We start from the raw sequence: 20,280 nt of genomic DNA, 5'->3' as shown, positions 1-20,280 counted from the left end.
GGTCTTCATCAACTATTTTCAATAGTAAATTAATATATTCCTCTGTGGCTTTTTTATGATTTCCATTTTTTCTCCCATCTTCTAGACTTTCTAAATTGTTAGGATCGCCGTGAACACACCAAGGGGCGACCGTTTTGAGTGAACAGCCAATAAAGTCAGCTATTTCTCGTTGAGTTTTTCCGTCGTTTAGCAAGAGAAACATTAAAATTCTTTCCCTAACCTCTGCTCTTTCTTCTTCTTTAAGAGCTTTTTGTAAGTTTTTCTTTTCTTCTAAGTCTAGGAAATCTTTGGCTGGCATAAGTAGGATTTTTCTCAAGTTACTATTTCTATTTTAGGTGGTTTAAGTGCGTTTTAGCTTAGTTGTGTCGTAACCAAAGCAAACTATTGCCGTTTTTCTTTGATTCATTGGCTTTTTGTATAATTGGCATCACTGGCATGGGAAACCAATTTTTCTGCTGTTAGCCTGCGACGGCAGCTAAACTCTCCACCAATTCTATCTGTTTAGGTAAACAAATCGTTTTTAGATCATATCGGTCAATAATTGTTTTTCTAGCCCTTTGTCGAAGGGCTAACATTCGTTCAGAATGGTCGAAAACTCGGTCAACAGCAGCGGCAATTTGCTCTGGAGAGAAAAAATCCACCAATAGTCCATTTACTCCATCTTCGATTATTTCCTCAACTGGGGGAGTAGCCGAACCGACCACTAAACAGCCTGTACTCATCGCTTCTAACATCGACCAAGAGAGAACAAAAGGATAGGTTAAATAGACATGAACGCCCGAAACTCGCAGGACTGAAAGAAATTGCTCGTAGGGAATGCGACCTAAAAAATGCACCCTGCTTTTGTCGAGATTTTCTCCTAATTCCGCCAAATATTTCTGCTTATAGCTTTGACCATCGGGCAGCGGTTTCCCATAGCTAATTTCCTCACCCCCAACAATCAGAATCTGCGCTTGCGGCCGTCTTCGCAGGATTTCTGGCAGCGATCGCATAAAAGAATGAAAGCCTCGGTAAGGTTCGAGATTACGGTTAACAAAAGTAATTACCTCATCCTTAGGGGTGAGGGTCAAACCAGCTTGAGGGAGGATGAGGTTTTGGTCTGGTTGGGGGCAAACCACTTGAGTATCGATGCCATCATGGATAATACTCACTTTATCCCGATAGGCTGTTGGTATGTTCTGCCATTGCCAGTGAGTGGGACTGACTCCCCAATCACACAATTCTAGATTTAAAAGATTATTGGCATTTTTCATTCGCGCCCGACAGAGGGTCTCAAAACTTTGGTCGAGAAATTCTGGATCGAAATCTAAATCGGACTGGTGAGTATGATAATAAAATTCAATAAAAGCCAGGAGTTTGGCCTCCGGAAAAACCTCCTTGAGAAATAGCGATTCTCCCCAACCCGGGTGGGCGCAAATAACGTCGGGAACAAATCCTTGCTGACGCAACTGTAGACAAGCCCTGGCCGCTGCCTCTCCTCGTATTACTTTGGTTTCGGTCTCCGATACCCAGGGATGAATGTTGGGACTTGTCCCCCTTGAGAGACGATAACGAAAGACTTGCACCCCCGGCAAAGAAGGCTGCTTTTTTAGGGTCAGTGCCACCACTTGGTTACCGGACTTTGCCGCTAGAGCCGGGGCCAGATGTTTATATTGGGCGGGAAAGTTTTGGTGAACAAACAGGATCCGCATTTTGTCTAGTTATGACCTCAAGAGACTGTAGCTAGAGTAGCACATTAGTAACAGAAGACTTTTGTTAAGAAATCTTGATAATCATTAAGATCGAGCAATAGTTTACCCTTTCAGTTCGGTCCTGAAAACCTTATCCAGTCTATATCATCGTCCCTTGTCTCCTGCCCAGGTCCCGATAGCGGCAGACTCTTGACTTCTGGCTGTTTTTGTGCAAGGATGGGTTGTGGTGTGTTCTCTTTAATAGAGATTCAAAGAAAACGTTTTCTTCAAGGTGTTGAGGAGAGAAAATGAAAATTATCTTGGTTGACGGAGCGGCCGTTATAATCGGCTCCGCACTGATCCCCTTTTATCACAAGTGGGGGTCTGCGACAATAGGAACTAAGCAAGACAAGCAAAAAGTTGCTTGCCACACGGGGGAATCTCCGAGCGCAATCAAACGGCAGTTGAGGATAGATGGCAAGCCCTACAGCCATCCTCTGGCAACTACTACTAATCCAGCTAATCATCTGCATCCCTGTGGACGATTAGCTTGTCCTGCTTGAAACTCAAGAGACGGGTGTGCTGAAACAGTTGCGTTTGGGAACGAACCTAGATAATTTCAGACATTAATTCCAATGTTTGTGATTAGGAGTTGCTCCGTATGCAATTGCGAAGGGAATCTATTTTGAGGTTACTTACCGGACAATAATCGACTCTTCTAAAAGTTACTCTAGAGTCTTCCTAGCTTTTGTTAAGAAAGATAGAGAAGATTGTAGTTTCGTTGTCCTGACTTTGTAATTGAAGGATAGAATTTTGACCGAGTTAGCGGCCATTTCAGCAGTTTCAAGACCACAAAAATTAAGCAAAAAAAATTGCTGATTTTGTCACTTTTGTGCTAAGGTGATTAGCGAAGATAGAAAATAGTTCACAACTATTACTCAAATCAACCATCAGATCAGAAAGGAAAAATATGGCTACAGTATTTGGAACGGTGGGTAATGACCTACTGAGAGGTACTCTTGGGGCAGATTGGTTTAATGGTCTGCAGGGCAACGATCAAATCAATTTGAGTGCGGACGATAATTTTGGAACGGACGGTAATGACACCGCCTACGGTGGTTACGGTTTTGACAATATTTTCGGTGGCAACGGTGATGACTTCCTCGTTGGGGGTGCGCCAGGGGCCGATGGCTTAGATGACGGCAGCAGTCAAGACGGCTCCGACTTTATCGATGGTGGTGGCGGTAACGACAATATACTCGGTGGTTTCGGTCAAGATACCCTCGCCGGTGATATGGGTAACGACACCCTCTACGGCCAAGGTGATAACGACACCGTTAATGGTGGCACTGGCAATGACTTCCTCTTTGGCGGTGATAGCACCTCCCTCGGCGGAGTTTCCAACGCTTCCGGTAACGACTCGATCAACGGTGGTGACGGCGATGACAACCTCTACGGGGAAGACGGCAACGACACCCTCAACGCTGGCAATGGTGCTGATGTGATCTATGCTGGCCAGGGTGATGACGAAGCATCTGGCGGTGAGGGCAACGACTTCATCATCGGTGGTGGCTGGACCCCCAACGGTGGCATTGCTGGCGCAGCTGAAACTAGCTCCGGTCGAGATACTCTCAACGGTGGCAACGGCAACGACTACATTTGGGCCGGTGATGAAAATGACGTTCTCACGGGCGATTCTGGTAACGACACCCTCTACGGTGGTGCCGGTGCCGACTTCATGAGTGGCGGTGACGGTAACGACGTTTTCTACGTTGACAACGCCGCCGACATAGTTGAAGATCGTCCGGGGGTAGAAGGCGGTGTGGATGCGGTTATCGTTCTTCCCACCTACCAAAATAATACCGACGATCCGACCATTGGCTTGCTCGACACCTACAACCTCGGTCGTCTCAGTCCGGAAGCGCAAATCGAGTCGATTATCCTCGATGGCACCCCCAACTTCAACGCTGTCGGTAACCAATTTAACAACGCTATCCAAGGTAATTCTGGAAGCAACTTCTTGGCTGGTTTAGAGGGCAGAGATGTCCTCAACGGCTTAGGCGGCAACGATACCCTTATCGGTGGTGAGGGCGATGACAATATGATTGGTGGCGACGGTGCCGACCTCATCGGCGGTCGCAACCTGCCCGGTGGTATTTTTGGCGTGCCACTGCTTGGAGAACTGACGGAAAATGGCAACGACACGGCCGAGGGCGGTGCTGGTGATGATACCCTAATTGGTGGGGCTGGCAACGACAATATGACTGGTGGCGAGGGCAACGATAATATCGGGGCTGTTGTCACAGCGGCAGGTCCCGCTCCTGAAGCTGGCAATGACACCTTTGAAGGCGGTGCTGGTGACGACAGCATCAGTGGGGGTCTGGATTCCGATAGTTTAATCGGTGGTGCTGGTAATGACTTCATCAGCGATGGTAGCTATACCCTTAACCCTTTGAATGGCCAGTTCCAGTTCACCGGTGTGCAGAATAACCTCGACACTCTCGTGGGTGGTACTGGTAATGATATCTACTTCATCGATCGCTTTAACCGGGCCACCGGGGTGCAAGACACTATCATTGAACTGGCTGACGAAGGTACGGATACGGTGTTCTATGGAGGCGGTTTGGGAGGTTTCGCAGCCGAGTTAACCTACGTTTTAGGAGATAATCTCGAGAATCTTACCCTGGGTGAGAATGCTATCCCTGCTGCCCTGCTCAACGGTATTGGTAATGCTCTGGCCAACGTCATCACTGGCAACAGTGCGAATAACTCTATCACTGGAGGCGGTGGAGCCGATACCCTCAGTGGAGGACCTGCAGCCGCTGTCGATGTCGATACCTTCGTTTATACTAATCTCGGCGATTCACTTCTGGCTAACTTCGACCGCATCACTAACTTCAGAGCGGGAGCGGGTAATGATCGAATTGGTGTAAGCCCTGTAGTTTTCGGTGCTGGGTTCACCGCTCTTGGTGATGCTACCTCTCTAGATGCGGGTGCAATTGGTGCGGTTCTAACGAATGCGGCCTTCACCGCTAACATTGTGGCAACATTTACAGTTGGTGGCTCACGCAATTTTGTGGCTATTAATAATGTCACTGATGGCTATGACTCGACTACTGATGCAATCATCGAAATCACTGGCTTGACAGGTGTTTTTGGTGCGGCTAATATTGTTGATATATAGCCCCAATCTAACCACTGAAATCAGTTAGCTAGATAGCTATGGGGTGGGCAATGCCCACCCTTATTTTATTTATGATTGAGTCCTAGCCAGTAGCTGTAATTACTGCAAATAAGCCATAGGCAGAAAAGTCGAACACCAACTTAAGGCCTGTTTAAAGACTTCGTATTCGCGGAAAAAGAACACATTTCCCCAGGAATTATCCACGGTTTGGGGATAATTACCGTAGAAGAAAATATCATAATTGAAATTGTAATTACTGGGTTTATCTGAACGACCAATCACTAAATACCAATGATAGTCTCGTTTTTTCATGCCTTCTACCAAAAGGTCTAAACGATTGAGGGTTCCTGACTGCCCAAAAATATGATTCTTATCCCAAAATTCGGCAACTACGACCGGATACTGTGCTTTACCCATCCCCTGAATCACTTCTAAATCATAGCCTTCGGTATCAATTTTTACCAATCCTATATCGTGGCTAATCTCTCCCGTTTGATGAAGACTTTCTAAACTTCTCACCTGAACTGGTCGGGTTTCGGTAAAGTTTAAACCCTGGGGCATAGAATGGGGAAAAAGAGTATTATAAAGGGAAGGATTCTGGAAAATTCCTGCCTCTGATTGGTCGGAACAAATATGAAAATCCATCGTGGTATCATGGGAACCAATGGCAATGTTATAGGCCTGAAAATCGCTATTTTGCTGTAAACGCTGACATAGTTGCTCGAAAACAGGGGTATAGGGTTCAAAAGCATACACTTGATAACCAGCTTTCAGCAAAGATTCCGAAATATCTCCCCGATTGGCACCGATATCTATGGCTTTTCGACTCGGTAAAAATGAGTAAAGAAAAGTTATAAGTTTTTCTTCCGGCTCTAAGTCTTCTCCCCGGTTATTCTCCGCTTTAACTCGCAGTCCCGAATTATCCAAAAGGGCATTATACTGCTGGTGTAAATCTGCTTGCAAATGCTGATAATCATCCTTAATTTGGGAGATAATACCACTGTATTGCTGTCGAATTTCCTCCTGTAAGTTCGAGATTAAAACCGAGTGTTGCTGTCGAATTTCCTCCTGGATTTGTCCGAGCAAACTCTTATGCTGCCAGTCTAATTTTCCCTGTATTTGGGAGAATAAACCGTAGTGCTGTTGTTGAAGTTCTCGTTGGATTTGCGGCAGCAAGTGATTGTATTGCTTTTGTAGATCTGGAAACCATTTTTGTAATAGCTCAATCAGATAAATTGATGTCTGGAGTGATGAGTTATCATTGAAAGTTTGTTCAGCAATTAGCTGTTCTAATAACCTCAGTTTCTCTTGAGAATCAGTATTGTTTTTGACTAATTGAGAGGTTATCTGTTCTAAGGAATCTAGCTTGGATTGCGATGAATTAGCATTTTCGCTGAGAAACCCCGCAATTTTCTCTAAGTCATCTATTCTTGACAGGGTGGTATCTAACTTGTCCAGTAATAGATCCTTAATAGCTTTAAATCTTTGAATTACCATGATATTTACCTTTGTCTATTCCTTATTAACTAAACGATTTGACCTTCAAGCAAGAAAAGATTTTTTCTCACAAAAAGAATATCTTTTTGGAAGAGAGTGCCATCGGACGGTAAGCGCCATTCTCCCACCTCGTCGTAATAGCGAAATCCCAATTCTGTCATAACTTCTAACATTTCGGTCAAAGTTTTAGTTTCTTCTTGGTATTTCCAAAGAGAAAGCTCGATAATACACACATCCACCTGTGACAAAAACTGTTTTGCTCCCTCGATAACTAGGTGTTCAGCAAACTGTACATCTAGCTTTAGAATTCCCCGTCCAGTAATCACTTTTTCTTGAGCGAGGGAATCTAAAGTGATCACATTTACCGTCACAGTTTCTGTCAGTTGGGAGGTCTTGACTTCGTAGATAGAGCTATTATAAAGATCAGCACTAACTTTCATAGTTTGCTGACCTATTTGATGAGAAACTAATGCTTCTACCGCTTCAAAGTTATCATGTAAGTCAATAAAATATTTTCGAGCTAATTTATCGTAGCGAGAAATTAAAGGGTCGATTAAAATAAATCGAGCTTGGGGATAAATTCTGTTAATAGCATCAGACCAAATTCCCGTGGAAGCACCAACATCCACCACAAAATTGGGTTGAAATCCCTTATCTTTTAAGCGTTTTAAAGCTTGATAGGGGGGAATAAAATCACGCCAGATGTCCCTAGGAGCCGGAGGTTCGAGATAATAGACAACTTCATTAGAGGAATAGGGCATTAATTTTTCAAATTTTAAATCCGTGGGTTGCCCTTGTTCTAAAGATTCCCAGAGCCATTTATCCATATCTTTAGCGGAAAATAACTCAGCAATATTGGCAGCATTTTGACGTAATTTTTTCTGGACATCAGGGAGAGATAGATGATTAACTACTTTTTGAAAATTCTCGGCCTTATAGTCACAGACAAATCCGACTTCAAATCGTTGAACAAAGCGTGCTGCTGCCGTTTCTGCATTACCTAAGACAAGGAAGGGAGTTTGAGAAGAAGCCAAGATGAAAGGTATTCTTGAAGGCAAACTAAGCCTCGCAATATTCTGAATATTATCACTTTCATCTAGTTTACCGGAAGGAATGACAGCAAAAGAGTAGTTTTTGAGTTTCTCCACTAACTCCGATTCTTTTAAGGGTGGATAAATAGTGATACCATCACTTTTTAATTCCTCTCGATCGAAAGTTAACCAGCGAGGATTATCATAGTTATTACAATACCAATCAATGCTAACTCCAGTTTTACGCACAGTTTCTCGAAAAATGTCGAGATATTTCTGGCTCCAGATATTACCAACCAATATGCCTCTATTTTCTCTCTTGGTTTCGCTGTCTAGGGGATTTTGAATTTTAACTATTTCCTTGGCAACCAGAGGAGGTAATAGCCAGAATTTTAAACCATATTGTTGTTCGTAAGCTCTCTTTAATTCTGGAGAAATAGCTAATCTTAGCACGGATTTTTCTAAGGTTTCTTTCATTAATTCTGGAGAAATTGGTCGATTGCCTTGAGTGTATAGATTATTATCATCCATGATATAAGTACACAAGGGAACATCAAACAATTCCTTAATGGCTATGGCTGCATAGAGTTCTTCGGGATGAAAAGGAACACAAATAACTCTTTGGGGGATGATACCCTGAAAAACAGATAGCATTTCTGTAAATATTTCTGCCCTTGATTTATCGGCAATTGATAAGCATCTGTTTAAACAACCAAATTCGTGTTCGCTATCGTAGTGATTAGCGCAGCGCAGAGAAAATATATTTTTGTCTTCACTAAAAATATTAATTAAAATTGTACCCGTTCCATGTCGTCTATTAACTTCATTCGGGGTAATAATAACATCAAGTTTTCCTAAATATTTTGGTTGAGATACAGTTTGATTATAGGGAAGTAGTTGATTGATATACAGACGGAGATTAACGTTGCTAGTTACAGTGTCATCAAGAAGATTAGCCATTGATTTTTTGAGAATTAATTTTTGTCTTTTAGGGCAAGAGAGGGGTTTACAGTGATACAAAAACTGGGCTCTTCGTTACTTGTTATGGTTCGATAGGGGGGCATAAATCGACTAAATCCTTATCTGGCAAAAGATTTAACTGATTAGCTCGCTCTAGATCAAAAACAATTGACAAAAATCGTCCAATGTCTTTCTCTATAAGGGTTCCATCTCTTATAACCCCCGTCCATTACATAACACAAACCGAAGAACCAAAAACTGCAACTGCCAAAAAGAAGTTGGTAAGTCTGTTCGTTCTACATTATTGCCTAGGTGATACCCGCGTGTCAATCGTCATGGGAAATTATTCCATCTCCGCAAACTTCTAAGCTTGGCGACAAATAAACCTATCGGTAGCTTGATTTATAACCTTGAAAACGACCGCTTAACTGCATCTTTTGTTTCCCCATCGGGAATTATCATCTTGCCTTGGCAGACTAGAACTGATGCACCACCCACAGAAACTTCCGTAATTTCACGGTTGTTTTTCTGAAACTTTAATTGTAAACTGCTGGGTCTGCCCATTTCCACTCCTTGGATTATCGTCCATTGATTCATCCCTTCCCTAGAAGATTCTAACCCCCCTAGGTAGCCCGCTAAAGCGGCCACAGCCGAACCGGTGGCGGGATCTTCCATAACTCCCAAACCGGGGGCAAACATTCGGCCATAAATACGAGATTGGGGTGATTCTGGGTCAAAACAGCAGACAAAAAGGGAATTAGCGGGGGATTGTCCCAATAATGATGACCAAAGACCTAAATTAACTCTGATTTTTGCTAAAATATCTCGATTTTTGACGGGGATGAATAAAAAAGCAAGGCCACAGGAAAAGGCGCGGGGGGGATAACCGGGTAAGAAATCGGCAACGCTGAGGGAAAGAATCGCCGCTAAATCATCGAGAGCATAAGTATCCGTCACTAATTCTGGCAATTGTGCCACTTTTAACTCACTATAGACCGGTTTTTCCCCCTCCATGCTAATTTTTACCGGTACTAAACCGACTCCTTCCTCCAGATAAATCGTGGTTTCTTGGTGGGGGGGAATAGCACCGATTAGGGCTAAAATATAGGCCGTGCCGACGGTAGGATGACCAGCAAAGGGTAATTCGGTACTGGGGGTAAAAATCAGGACTTTTTTAGTGCCTTGGGGTGTTTCTGGCGGAAAAACGAAGACTGTCTCCGAGAAGTTAAATTCGGCGGCGATTTTTTGCATCTGGGTGGGGTTTAATCCAGACGCTTCCGGAAAAACCGCCAGGGGATTACCGCCAAAAATGCGATCGCTAAAAACATCGGCGGTATAGTAGGAATAGGTAGGCACGCGGGGGATAGAGCAACAGTTATCGGAGAATTTTTTCATCTTACACCTATTTTCACCCCTGACCGTCCCGGTGGTCTGTCTAGGGATAAATGCTCCGTGTCAGTCCTGTTATTCTCTCTATTAAGAAATAATTAAAATACAGAGTTTTTCCTAAAGATAAGGTATATCTTGAATCGTCTCGGAGTCTCCTATGAGAGAAACCACAAAGACAAAAAGGACACAAAGATTGATCGCTCCTATATAAGTTAAACTCATAACACAAAGAATAAGAGAGCCTAACTACCATAGGCTCTACTGCTTATTCGGTTCTAATCTGGCTAATAAACTGACTAACTTATCTCTGACGGAATTGTGAGTGTATTCGTCTTCAGGGTGAGGTTTTTGATGGGGTTGTTGAAAATAGGGACGTTCTCCGTATAATTGTCCCCATTTCACATCGACTCGGTGTACTAACTCATAGAGTAATTCTTGATTGTCTAAAATTTCTTCTAGAATTAACTGTAAAGCTTGAACGGGATTATCTAAATTTTGACTGACTTTTGTTAATTCTTCATCAACGATAAGCTGTAAAATTATCTGCAAAGCTCCCGAAGAATCACCTAAATTAGCGGCAATAAATTGTTTAATCTCTGTGGTAACTTGCACCAATTTGGGGACGGGAGATTCCCCTTTGAGGAAATCCGCCCCCTCTTGAGCGATAAAATCTGCTAGGGTAAACGAGCGCCTTTCGATGATATCTTGGGAAAAATCCGGTTCTTCAGGGGTCATAAACTAAAAAGATTAGCGATAATAGACTCTAAGACTTATTGTGACATTTTTAGGAATATCTATGAGCATCGATCGCAGAGAGTTTCAGCAGCGTCGTCAGCAGGTAATGGAAAAAATCGGCCATGGAACCGCAATTTTTCGCAGTGCGCCCATGGCGGTCATGCACAATGACGTAGAATACACCTATCGTCAGGATAGTGACTTTTTTTACCTGACAGGATTTAATGAACCCGATGCGGTGGCGATTTTAGCACCCCATCACCCCGAACATCAGTTTATCCTGTTCGTACAGCCAAAGGACCCAGAAAAAGAAACTTGGACAGGCTATCTCCACGGTGTGGAAGGAGCAAAGGAGATTTTTGGTGCTGATGAGGCCTATTCTATCCAAGAATTGGAGGAAAAATTACCCCAATATCTCGAAAAAGCCGAACGAATTTATTATCATCTCGGACGGGACAAAACTTTTAATACAAACGTTCTTAATCACTGGCAAAAATTAATCGCCACTTTTCCCCGTCGCGGCACCGGACCGACTGCTTTAGAGGATACTAATTTTATTCTCCATCCTTTGCGCTTGCTGAAAACCGAGGCCGAATTGGACAATATTCGCCAAGCAACCGCTATTTCGGCCCAGGCACATAATCGGGCCAGAGAATTCACTAAAGTTGGTCACTATGAGTATCAAATTCAAGCGGAAATTGAGCATACTTTTCGCCTAGAAGGGGGTATGGGTCCTGCTTATCCTTCTATTGTCGCTAGTGGTGCTAATGCCTGTATTCTGCACTATATCAACAATGATCGCCAAGTACAAGAAAATGAGCTTTTATTAATTGATGCCGGTTGTGCCTACAATTACTATAACGGTGATATTACCCGCACTTTTCCCGTTAATGGTAAATTTACCCCCGAACAAAAAATTATCTATGAAATTGTCCTGGAAGCTCAATTAAAGGCGATTGAAGTGGTAAAAACCGGTAATCCTTATAATCTTTTTCATGACACAGCCGTCAGAACAATTGTGGAGGGATTAGTGGATTTAGGGCTATTGGTCGGCCCCATTGATGAGATAATTAAAGAGGAAAAATATAAGCCTTTTTATATGCACAGAACCGGTCATTGGTTAGGATTAGATGTCCATGATGCGGGAGGTTATAAAGTTAACGAAGAAACTTGGCAAACTTTGCAGCCTGGTCATGTTTTAACCGTGGAACCGGGGATTTATATCTCCCCCGATATTAAACCTGCTGAAGGACAGCCGGAAGTGCCAGAAAAATGGCGGGGTATCGGTATCCGTATCGAAGATGATGTGTTAGTTACTGCCACAGGAAATGAGGTTTTAACTGCAACAGTTCCCAAAAAAGTTGAGGATATCGAATCTAAGTAAAAAGCTCGGTGTTAAAACTTGTCAGATTCCCCCTAACCCTAGGGTTGATTCATAGTAGGGTTGATTCATGGTAGGGTTGATTCATGAATCAACCCTACCCCCCTTAAGGAGATTCAATTAAGTTTTTTCTGGAGATTATTATGGTTGTCACCAAAGAAAAATTATATACCTTTGCGGAATATTTAAATTATCGAGACTGCACGGATAATAAGTACGAATTATTTAACGGAGAATTAATTTCCATGCCTCCCGCTAGTGGCTTTCATGCTTTGATACTTAGATATATATTTAAGGTGTTAGAAAGGGAAATAGAGAGGCTACAATTAGACTGGCAAGTTATGCCCGCTACGGTGGGAATTCGCACCGATAAAGCTAAATCGAGAATTCCAGACTTAATGATTTTAACTGCTGAACAATGTCAAGAGATTAGAAATATGACCACAGCAGTGATTGAATTTCCTCCCCTGTTAGTTGTAGAAATTGTTAGCCCCGGTAATGCCGATGATGACTACCGTTATAAACGTTCAGAATACGCAGTGAGAGGCATTCCTGAATACTGGATTATCGATCATATTGCTCTAAAAATATCAGTTTTAACCCTGATTTCGGGATTTTATGAACTGGCAGAATTTAACAACGAAGATAGAATAATATCGGTAACATTTCCCGATTTAAAATTAACTCCTCAAATGGTCTTTGAATACTAAAATCTTGGCTGGAGGTTATCATGATTGCTACCCAACAAAAAATATATACCTTTACAGAATATTTAAATTATCAGGACTCCACAGATAATAAGTACGAATTATTTAACGGAGAATTAATTTCCATGCCTCCCGCTAGTGGCTTTCATGCCTTAATTCTTGCCTTTCTTTATGATTATTTAATAGCAGAAATTAAAAGATTAAATCTAACTTGGAAAGTTATGCCCGCTACGGTGGGAATTCGCACCGATAAAGCTAAATCGAGAATCCCAGACTTAATGATTTTAACTGCTGAACAATGTCAAGAGATTAGAAATATGACCACAGCAGTGATTGAATTTCCTCCCCTGTTAGTTGTAGAAATTGTTAGCCCGGGTAATGCCGATGATGACTACCGTTATAAACGTTCAGAATATGCGGTAAGAGGCATTCCTGAATACTGGATTATCGATCATATTGCTGTAAAAATATCAGTTTTAACCCTGATTTCGGGATTTTATGAACTGGCAGAATTTAATCAGGAAGATAGGATAATATCGGTGACATTTCCCGATTTACAATTAACTCCTCAAATGGTCTTTGCACAGTAGCATTATTAACGATTATGACTATCCCCTTAGAAATCCAACAACGTTGCCAACAACTAAAAACAGAACTACAAAGAGCCAGTTATGCTTATTATGTTCTTGATGATCCTTTTATACCCGATAGCGTTTATGATCAACTTTATCGGGAATTAGAAGACCTAGAAAAGCGTTATCCCCAATTAATCACCCCCGATAGTCCCACCCAAAGAGTCGGGGATAAAATCTCTAGTCAATTCGTTTCTGTCCGTCATAATATTCCCCTGTATAGTCTCGAAAATGCCTTTAACCTCGAAGAATTAAATAAATGGGGCAACCGTTGGCAAAGATATGTAAATGAAACCCAAGACACAGAATATGTGTGTGAATTAAAAATCGATGGTTCCGCGTTAGCTTTAACCTACGAAAACGGCTTTTTAGTCAGAGGTGTTACTAGAGGGGATGGAGTCACTGGCGAAGATATTACCCCCAATGTGCGGACAATTCGCTCTATTCCTTTACGCTTAAATATAGATAATCCCCCAGCAATTGTGGAAGTGCGCGGCGAAGCTTTTTTACCCCTCGATACCTTCGATAAAATCAATCAAGAAAGAGAAGAAAAAGGGGAATCTCTCTTTGCTAATCCCCGCAATGCGGCAGCGGGAACCCTACGACAACTAGATCCGAAAATAGTTGATAAAAGACGCTTACAATTTTTTGCCTATACCCTGCATTTAGACGATAACAATATCACTACTCAATGGCAATCCTTAGATAGATTAGAAACCATGGGATTTCTGGTTAATCCCCACCGTCAACTCTGTCCATCCCTGCAAGAAGTGGCGCAATACTATCAAGATTGGCAAGAAAAACGTCATCAATTAGCCTATATGACCGATGGTGTCGTAGTCAAAATCAACGATTTACAGCGACAAAATCGGTTAGGATTCACTCAAAAATTCCCCCGGTGGGCCATCGCTTTAAAATATCCTGCCGAAGAAGTCCCCACAGTAGTTAAAGATATTATCGTCAATGTGGGACGCACCGGTGCGGTTACACCCATGGCGGTGATGGAACCAGTACAGGTAGCAGGAACCACCGTACAAAGGGCTACTTTACATAATAGCGATCGAGTGGCCGAATTAGATATCCGCATCGGTGACACGGTAATTATCCGCAAAGCGGGGGAAATTATCCCAGAAGTGGTGAGAATCCTGCCCGAATTGCGTCCTCCCCAGACTTTCCCCTTCCAGATGCCCACTAATTGCCCTGAATGTCAATCTCCCCTAGTTCGTCCGGTGGGGGAAGCGGTGACGCGCTGTGTCAATAGTTCCTGTCCGGCGATTTTGCGGGGAAGTGTAGTACACTGGGCTAGTCGCGACGCTCTCGATATTCGGGGATTAGGGGAAAAAGTGGTGATTTTGCTGATTGAACAGGGATTAGTTACCGCCATTTCTGACCTCTACAGCCTCGAAAAAACGGAAATTGCCAAATTAGACCGAATGGGCGAGAAATCAGCCTTAAATTTGATTACAGCTATGGCTCAGAGCAAAAATCAAAGCTGGTCGAGGGTACTTTATGGGCTAGGAATTCGCTATGTGGGCAGCGTTAACGCCCAAATTCTCGCCGAAAGTTTTCGGACTGTGGAGGAGTTAGCTAACGCCAGCGTGACTAATTTAGCCTCTGTCTATGGTATCGGTGAAGAAATCGCTCAATCGGTCTATGATTGGTTTAGAATCGAGGCTAATCGGGATTTAGTCGCTAAATTACAGGCAGCGGGTTTACAATTTGCCGCAGCAGCAAAAACCACCACCACTAAAGCCACCTTAGCAGGGAAAACCTTTGTGATTACTGGCACTTTACCAACTCTCAAACGGGAGGAGGCCAAAGAATTAATCGAAAAAGCTGGGGGGAAAGTGACGGGTTCTGTCAGCAAAAAAACCGATTATTTAGTGCTAGGAGAAGCGGCGGGTTCTAAGCTAGAAAAAGCCCTAGAATTGGGCATTACTCAGCTAACCGAAGCACAATTACTCGAATTAATCAAGGCTTAAAAGCTTAAGATTGGAGCAAATCTGCCGAAGCATTAAGTAGAGTCTGCTGAAAAAGTTTTTCGTGGGGACAGGGTGTGGGGTGTGGGGTGTGGGGTGTAGGTTTTTACCGATTCTCATCTGGTCAATTACCTAATTTTCAGAGAAAAAGTACCTGAATTTTCCCCCCCTCACTCCCAGAACTGGCACTTTTTGAGGGGAAAAAAGTCCAAAAGTGTTATCCAACAAGGTTTTTAGATTTATTCAGCAAACCCTAAGTAGAGTCTGCGGCAAAAAGTTTTTCGGTGGGGGTAGGGTGTGGCCCCCCCAACCCCCCCGACATCGGGGGGGCAGGTGGGGTGTAGGGTTTTACCGATTTTCATCTGCCAGCCCTAATTAATCGGGTAAATAAAAGCTGATAACTAAAAAAACTGATAGCTGATAACCCGGGAGAAAATATAATTGTAGCTACCTACCCATTCCTGATTAATTGCTATGGCAGAAGAAACCACCACCCCCGCAACTCCGGCAGCAGAAGCAGCAAAACCGGCTCAACCTGCGGCTGCTAAAAAACCCAAGGAGCCTACCGTCGAGGAAAAACCCTTCGCTGAATTTATTGAGCAGCATTTTCAGCCCGCACTGGCGGCAGCCTTGCAAAAGCTCGGTATAAGTGATATAAAGCTGTCCTTTAAACAGGATAAAATTCCCGTCCAGGGCTTTTCTAGCTCTCCCTGTTGGCAGTTAACTGGCAATTGGCTCGAGGGAATGCGTCAATTTAGCATTTATTTTTTAGAAGAAGACATCAATGGCAAAAAAGCTTTTTCTCAAGCTGAGGGCGGTGCTCAACCTAGTACCCTTGAATCATTTATGATCGATGAAAGGAAAGTTAGTCTTGATTTACTGTTGTTTTACACCCTGCAACGGCTTAACGGTCAAAAGTGGTTGACTAGAAACTAAAATTGCTGAAGATTAGCGATCGAGAAGGGGGGTAAAATGAGTATAGACGACCACCGCTTATCGATCGCTAATAGTAATTATGCGTGTATTTGTACTACTTTTTAACGCAGGCACAGAAAACGAAGGTATCCACACCATTCAAATGGGAGCTATCAATAAGGTGTTGATGTTTGAATCGGAAGATGATGCCACCCGTTATGCTCTGCTGTTAGAGGCACAGGATTTTCCGACTCCCACGGTAGAGAAAATTGATTCGGAGGAAGTGGCAGAATTTTGTCGCGGCGCCGGCTATCAAGCGGAAATGATTGCAGCGGGTATGTTGGTAATTCCCCCCGAAAGCAATGCCGAGGAGTTGGATTGGCAAAAAGAGGAAGTCCCCCCCGCCGAGGAGGAGTTTTCCGAGATTCCCGATGCGGAGTTAGACAGCATCCGTCGTCGTCTAGAAGGACTTTTGTAATAAACCTCTTGTAAAAATCGAAAATTGTCCTGCTTGGTTAGGAGACAGGAGACATTAGCCAGTAGTCAGGAGTTCGGAGTCAGAAGACAGGACAATAAATCAATGTTATTCCCTGTTCCCTGTTCCCTGTTCCCTGACCACTGATAACTGATAACTGATAACTGAATATGACAACCGTGGGGGAATTGGGCGAAAATTTGGTGGCGGATTGGTTGCAATTACAGCAATGGCACATTCTCCAGCGTCGTTGGCGTACTGCTGGCGGTGAAATCGATTTAATCGTCTTGTCTAAATCTCAGGCGACTCTCGCTTTCGTCGAGGTGAAAACCCGCAGTGCTGGCAATTGGGATTTAGGGGGCAAATTAGCGATCAATGACCGTAAACAAGGGAAAATTTACCAAGCTGCCCAGATATTTCTTGCCTTTTATCCCCAATGGTCCGATTTAACCTGTCGTTTCGATGTGGCGTTAGTTAGTTGTCAAAAAAGTTCTCTATTAGCTTTACCTGAGTTTTCCCTTGATTATCCCTGTCAGCTACAGGCAGGTTATCAATTGCAGTTACAGGAATATCTCGTGGCGGTTTTCTAAAAACACAATAGGCCCGCCTAGGGAGGCGGGCTTCATCTTGTACAAACGATATGGACTCCTAAAAAATTGACGGACTCAATACAATAGAGGTTTACAGAACCCACAACAGTCTATCTGTCAACTATCAAGATTTCTCAGTTTACCGACTCAGGTGCTGATTACGGCTCACTCCATCTGTCCTATATCGAGCAACAGAGGCGAAACCATACTTTACTTTACAAACTTTGAGAATCTGCGTCCGATTTAGCTGTTGCGTTGAGCTAGAGCAGGTGGCACAGGCTCTAGGTCTTTTTGCCTGGAAGGAAGTTGAGTCGCTTCCTTTGTGCCTTATGTTTTTAAGATAACACGTTTGTCAGGACTCGATCGACCTTGTGATTAAAGTTTACACTTATTGATTTTTAGCAAAAATTGCCGTTACAAAACTATAGATAAGTGGCTGATAGATGTAGATAAGTAGGGTCTGCTGAAAAAGTTTTTCGTGGGGGTAGGGTGTGGGGTGTGGGGTGTAGGGTGTAGGGTTTTACCGATTTTGAGGTAGTCAGTTACCTAATTTTCAGGGAAAAAGTCCAGGGATTTTCCCTCCGATCACTCCAATGGTAGGCACTTTTTGAGGGAAAAAAAGTCTAAAAGCCTTATCCAACAAAGTTTTTAGATTTATTCAGCAAGCCCTAAGTAGTCGTGCAAAATTAATTTCCTAGTCGAGACTCCGAGACTCCGAGACTCCGAGACTCCGAGACTCCGAGACTCCGAGACAGCTATTAGGGATCGGATTTGAGTTTTCAGTTCACTGTTTCCTCACACCAGAAGTCTGACGGAGTAGTGGCTTAGATGTGTAATTAGGACTTGCTGAATAATGGTAAAACCCTTTGAAAATAAGGCTTTTGACCTGTTAAAATCTGATGTTAGTGCAAGAAAATAGGATTGGGACATTCAAAAACCTTGCATTATTCTCCTCGTAGTACATAAACTGGTACAAAAAAAGAGGGCAACAAAGCCTGAAACGACCGACTCCTGACTCCTGACTCCTGACTCCTGACTCCTACCCCCAGGAAAAACTTTTTCAGCAAACCCTAATTAATTGTGCTTAGATACTTAATTATAGCGGTTCTCGCATCTGTGCGGCACACTTAAACCTTTGCTGATTAAGCTGTTCAGGATCGGGAATGTACCTCTTGTGAATCAGAAACGCTATAAATTAAAAATAGATTTTAGGTTCGATCCCCCCTTTGTCCGGGGGTTGCTTCATAGTAGGGGTGATTCATGAATCAACCCTACCCTTAGTCCCCCCTTGATCAGGGTGGTGTCTGATAATTTTTAACGCCTACCTACTTAGGAGATGGCTTTTATTTATTCTCCCCCCGCAACGCGCACGAAGTGGTCTCCCCATCTCCCCACTTCCCCACACCCCACACCCCACACCCCACACCCCACACCCTGCCTCAATGTATTCTAAGATACAGTCTTGCGGGCGAGTGAGTGGAACGAACCACAGAGACACAAAGATCGATCACTACTATATAAGTTAAACTTATCACACAAAGAATAAGAGAGCCGATTATTTTTTGGGAATTTAGGATAACCTTTTTTACCTTTTATCATACCAAATCCGTTTTTAATAGTGTGATTAACTGCCAAGTTATGGATTGTTTCTCCCTGCTCCCCACCCCCTGCTCCCTGGTCTCCTGTACTTTTTAAACAGGATTTAGTATCACTATAAGTGGGAGAGAGTCACAAATATTGAGATGCACCCAAAAAATGAGTCTAAAACTTTACTTTTTGCGTCATGGCGAAACCACAGCCAGTCAAGCGGGTAGTTTTTGCGGTCGATTAGACTTGCAACTAACCCCGGCCGGCGATGAAATGGCCAAGGATTTCGCTCTTGTCTATCGAGATGTGCCTTGGACAGGGATCTATTCTAGTCCCCTCAAGCGCACCATGGCCACGGCCACCCCTTTAAGCGATCTCTTAGGTATTCCCATCCACAAACGGGAAGGATTAAAAGAGATTGCCTACGGCCAATGGGAGGGAAAAACCGCAGCCGAGGTTAATCGGGAGTTTCATGATGATTATGTGCGCTGGTTAGCAGATCCGGGCTGGAATTCTCCCACAGGGGGCGAAAAAGGCATCGATATCGCTCGCCGCAGTTCGGAAGTATTAGAGGAAATCGACCATAATCACGATGATGGCCATATTTTGATCGTTTCCCATAAAGCAACGATCCGAATCATGTTATGTTCTCTTTTAGGCATTGATATCGGCCGTTATCGCGATCGAATTGCCATGCCCGTGGCCTCGGTGACGATCGTCGAATTAGCCGAACACGGTCCCCTCTTTCAAGTCATGGGCGATCGCTCTCACCTCCGCAATGATCTACGCTGGCGAGCGGGAACCTAACCAGTCAAAAGTAACCAGGGAAGCCCCAGATTTGGTCTCCTGAAAAACTATGTGCTTGATGTTATATTTTCTAAGACACGGACAAACGGCCTATAGCAAAACGGGAGGATACTGTGGTACTCCAGAAAATGACCCCGGTTTGACTGCCGAAGGCATCGAAATGGCCGAGGAATTCGCCGATGTCTATCGTTCTTTACCTTGGCGCGCAGCCTACGTCAGTCCCCTACAAAGAGCTATTCAAACCGCTAAACCCCTCTGTGAAGCGGTGGGACTAAAATTAGAAATCCGGCAGGGATTACAAGAGATCGGTTATGGTCTTTGGGAAGGTATGCACCCCAACGATATTGATCGCCAATATCATGATCTCTATGTACGCTGGTTGACGGATCCGGCTTGGAATGCTCCCCCCAACGGAGAAAGGGGGATCGATATCGCCCGTCGTTCCGCGGCCGTTTTGGAGGAAATTGAACACACCCACAGTGATGGCAATATCCTGATTGTTTCCCACAAGGCCACCATCCGGATCATGCTCTGTAGTCTGATGGGTATCGATGTGGGCCGTTATCGCGATCGATTTGAAATGCCCGTGGCCGCCGTCAGTATCGTCGAATTAGGCAGTCGTGGCCCGCTTTTCCATGGCATCGGTTTACGTTCCCACCTCAGTGAGTACCTGCGTTCTCTCCCTTGCACCTAATCAGGAGGCAGGAGACAGGAGACAGGAGACAGGAGACAGCTTTTTTC

At 43.7% G+C, this 20,280-nt stretch carries 17 protein-coding genes; 11 read left to right on the top strand and 6 right to left on the bottom strand.

Annotation, left to right across the window (positions count from 1 at the left end; translation table 11 throughout):
- The coding region (locus O9295_RS16890) for a helix-turn-helix domain-containing protein (RefSeq protein WP_288034009.1) at window positions 1–298 on the bottom strand (298 nt) is incomplete at its 3' end.
- Between the two features lie 160 nt (window positions 299–458).
- A complete protein-coding gene (locus O9295_RS16885) occupies window positions 459–1,691 on the bottom strand; it encodes a glycosyltransferase family 4 protein (protein WP_079209486.1) in 1,233 nt (410 codons plus the stop codon).
- Window positions 1,692–1,978: 287 nt separating this feature from the next.
- On the opposite strand from O9295_RS16885, the gene O9295_RS16880 reads away from it, so the two are divergent.
- Window positions 1,979–2,233 carry a hypothetical protein gene (locus O9295_RS16880; RefSeq protein ID WP_288034006.1) on the top strand — a complete coding sequence of 85 codons (255 nt, stop codon included), beginning with the start codon at window positions 1,979–1,981 and terminating at the stop codon, window positions 2,231–2,233.
- Between the two features lie 407 nt (window positions 2,234–2,640).
- Window positions 2,641–4,854, top strand: coding sequence for a calcium-binding protein (locus tag O9295_RS16875; RefSeq protein WP_288034005.1), 2,214 nt, complete (start codon window positions 2,641–2,643; stop codon window positions 4,852–4,854).
- A gap of 99 nt (window positions 4,855–4,953) precedes the next feature.
- On the opposite strand, the gene O9295_RS16870 is transcribed toward O9295_RS16875, so the two are convergent.
- The 4 genes from O9295_RS16870 to O9295_RS16855 all read right to left on the bottom strand — a co-directional run bounded on the left by O9295_RS16870 (window position 4,954) and on the right by O9295_RS16855 (window position 10,466).
- Window positions 4,954–6,351: an FkbM family methyltransferase gene (locus O9295_RS16870; protein WP_288034004.1), complete on the bottom strand. Its 1,398-nt coding sequence runs from the start codon at window positions 6,349–6,351 to the stop codon at window positions 4,954–4,956.
- A 29-nt stretch (window positions 6,352–6,380) separates the two neighbouring features.
- Entirely contained in the window at window positions 6,381–8,342 is a 1,962-nt protein-coding gene (locus O9295_RS16865; RefSeq protein WP_079209490.1) for an FkbM family methyltransferase, read from the bottom strand.
- A gap of 402 nt (window positions 8,343–8,744) precedes the next feature.
- Entirely contained in the window at window positions 8,745–9,698 is a 954-nt protein-coding gene (locus O9295_RS16860) for a PhzF family phenazine biosynthesis protein (protein ID WP_288034011.1), read from the bottom strand.
- A gap of 291 nt (window positions 9,699–9,989) precedes the next feature.
- Window positions 9,990–10,466 (bottom strand): hypothetical protein, encoded by a 477-nt coding sequence (locus tag O9295_RS16855; RefSeq protein ID WP_288034002.1) that lies wholly within the window; start codon window positions 10,464–10,466, stop codon window positions 9,990–9,992.
- Between the two features lie 61 nt (window positions 10,467–10,527).
- On the opposite strand from O9295_RS16855, the gene O9295_RS16850 reads away from it, so the two are divergent.
- The 9 genes from O9295_RS16850 (at window position 10,528) to O9295_RS16810 (ending at window position 20,233) form a co-directional block, all read left to right on the top strand.
- The gene (locus O9295_RS16850; protein WP_288034001.1) at window positions 10,528–11,850 is read left to right on the top strand and encodes an aminopeptidase P N-terminal domain-containing protein; all 1,323 of its coding nucleotides are present in this window, start codon (window positions 10,528–10,530) and stop codon (window positions 11,848–11,850) included.
- Between the two features lie 140 nt (window positions 11,851–11,990).
- Window positions 11,991–12,557 (top strand): Uma2 family endonuclease, encoded by a 567-nt coding sequence (locus O9295_RS16845; RefSeq protein WP_147073213.1) that lies wholly within the window; start codon window positions 11,991–11,993, stop codon window positions 12,555–12,557.
- A gap of 20 nt (window positions 12,558–12,577) precedes the next feature.
- Window positions 12,578–13,144: a Uma2 family endonuclease gene (locus tag O9295_RS16840; RefSeq protein WP_288033999.1), complete on the top strand. Its 567-nt coding sequence runs from the start codon at window positions 12,578–12,580 to the stop codon at window positions 13,142–13,144.
- A 14-nt stretch (window positions 13,145–13,158) separates the two neighbouring features.
- Window positions 13,159–15,168: an NAD-dependent DNA ligase LigA gene (gene ligA / locus O9295_RS16835; RefSeq protein WP_288033998.1), complete on the top strand. Its 2,010-nt coding sequence runs from the start codon at window positions 13,159–13,161 to the stop codon at window positions 15,166–15,168.
- Between the two features lie 471 nt (window positions 15,169–15,639).
- Window positions 15,640–16,101 (top strand): DUF2996 domain-containing protein, encoded by a 462-nt coding sequence (locus tag O9295_RS16830; RefSeq protein ID WP_288033996.1) that lies wholly within the window; start codon window positions 15,640–15,642, stop codon window positions 16,099–16,101.
- A gap of 79 nt (window positions 16,102–16,180) precedes the next feature.
- Window positions 16,181–16,558 carry a DUF3110 domain-containing protein gene (locus tag O9295_RS16825; protein ID WP_002765892.1) on the top strand — a complete coding sequence of 126 codons (378 nt, stop codon included), beginning with the start codon at window positions 16,181–16,183 and terminating at the stop codon, window positions 16,556–16,558.
- 167 nt (window positions 16,559–16,725) lie between these two features.
- Window positions 16,726–17,145 carry a YraN family protein gene (locus O9295_RS16820; protein WP_288033994.1) on the top strand — a complete coding sequence of 140 codons (420 nt, stop codon included), beginning with the start codon at window positions 16,726–16,728 and terminating at the stop codon, window positions 17,143–17,145.
- 1,755 nt (window positions 17,146–18,900) lie between these two features.
- Window positions 18,901–19,539: a histidine phosphatase family protein gene (locus O9295_RS16815; protein ID WP_288033992.1), complete on the top strand. Its 639-nt coding sequence runs from the start codon at window positions 18,901–18,903 to the stop codon at window positions 19,537–19,539.
- Between the two features lie 49 nt (window positions 19,540–19,588).
- Window positions 19,589–20,233, top strand: coding sequence for a histidine phosphatase family protein (locus O9295_RS16810; RefSeq protein ID WP_002759710.1), 645 nt, complete (start codon window positions 19,589–19,591; stop codon window positions 20,231–20,233).
- The last annotated feature ends 47 nt before the right edge of the window (window positions 20,234–20,280 follow it).

The sequence above is a fragment of the Microcystis sp. LE18-22.4A genome, assembly GCF_027531105.1.
Lineage (GTDB): Bacteria > Cyanobacteriota > Cyanobacteriia > Cyanobacteriales > Microcystaceae > Microcystis > Microcystis aeruginosa.
Note: the sequence above shows the minus strand (reverse complement) of the source record. Positions and strands in the feature narration are given on the sequence as shown.

Coding starts and splice junctions, on each gene's coding strand:
- O9295_RS16885 (WP_079209486.1), bottom strand. CDS start 1,691: ATGCGGATCCTGTTTGTTCACCAAAACTTTCCCGCCCAATATAAACAT.
- O9295_RS16880 (WP_288034006.1), top strand. CDS start 1,979: ATGAAAATTATCTTGGTTGACGGAGCGGCCGTTATAATCGGCTCCGCA.
- O9295_RS16875 (WP_288034005.1), top strand. CDS start 2,641: ATGGCTACAGTATTTGGAACGGTGGGTAATGACCTACTGAGAGGTACT.
- O9295_RS16870 (WP_288034004.1), bottom strand. CDS start 6,351: ATGGTAATTCAAAGATTTAAAGCTATTAAGGATCTATTACTGGACAAG.
- O9295_RS16865 (WP_079209490.1), bottom strand. CDS start 8,342: ATGGCTAATCTTCTTGATGACACTGTAACTAGCAACGTTAATCTCCGT.
- O9295_RS16855 (WP_288034002.1), bottom strand. CDS start 10,466: ATGACCCCTGAAGAACCGGATTTTTCCCAAGATATCATCGAAAGGCGC.
- O9295_RS16850 (WP_288034001.1), top strand. CDS start 10,528: ATGAGCATCGATCGCAGAGAGTTTCAGCAGCGTCGTCAGCAGGTAATG.
- O9295_RS16845 (WP_147073213.1), top strand. CDS start 11,991: ATGGTTGTCACCAAAGAAAAATTATATACCTTTGCGGAATATTTAAAT.
- O9295_RS16840 (WP_288033999.1), top strand. CDS start 12,578: ATGATTGCTACCCAACAAAAAATATATACCTTTACAGAATATTTAAAT.
- ligA (WP_288033998.1), top strand. CDS start 13,159: ATGACTATCCCCTTAGAAATCCAACAACGTTGCCAACAACTAAAAACA.
- O9295_RS16830 (WP_288033996.1), top strand. CDS start 15,640: ATGGCAGAAGAAACCACCACCCCCGCAACTCCGGCAGCAGAAGCAGCA.
- O9295_RS16825 (WP_002765892.1), top strand. CDS start 16,181: ATGCGTGTATTTGTACTACTTTTTAACGCAGGCACAGAAAACGAAGGT.
- O9295_RS16820 (WP_288033994.1), top strand. CDS start 16,726: ATGACAACCGTGGGGGAATTGGGCGAAAATTTGGTGGCGGATTGGTTG.
- O9295_RS16815 (WP_288033992.1), top strand. CDS start 18,901: ATGAGTCTAAAACTTTACTTTTTGCGTCATGGCGAAACCACAGCCAGT.
- O9295_RS16810 (WP_002759710.1), top strand. CDS start 19,589: ATGTGCTTGATGTTATATTTTCTAAGACACGGACAAACGGCCTATAGC.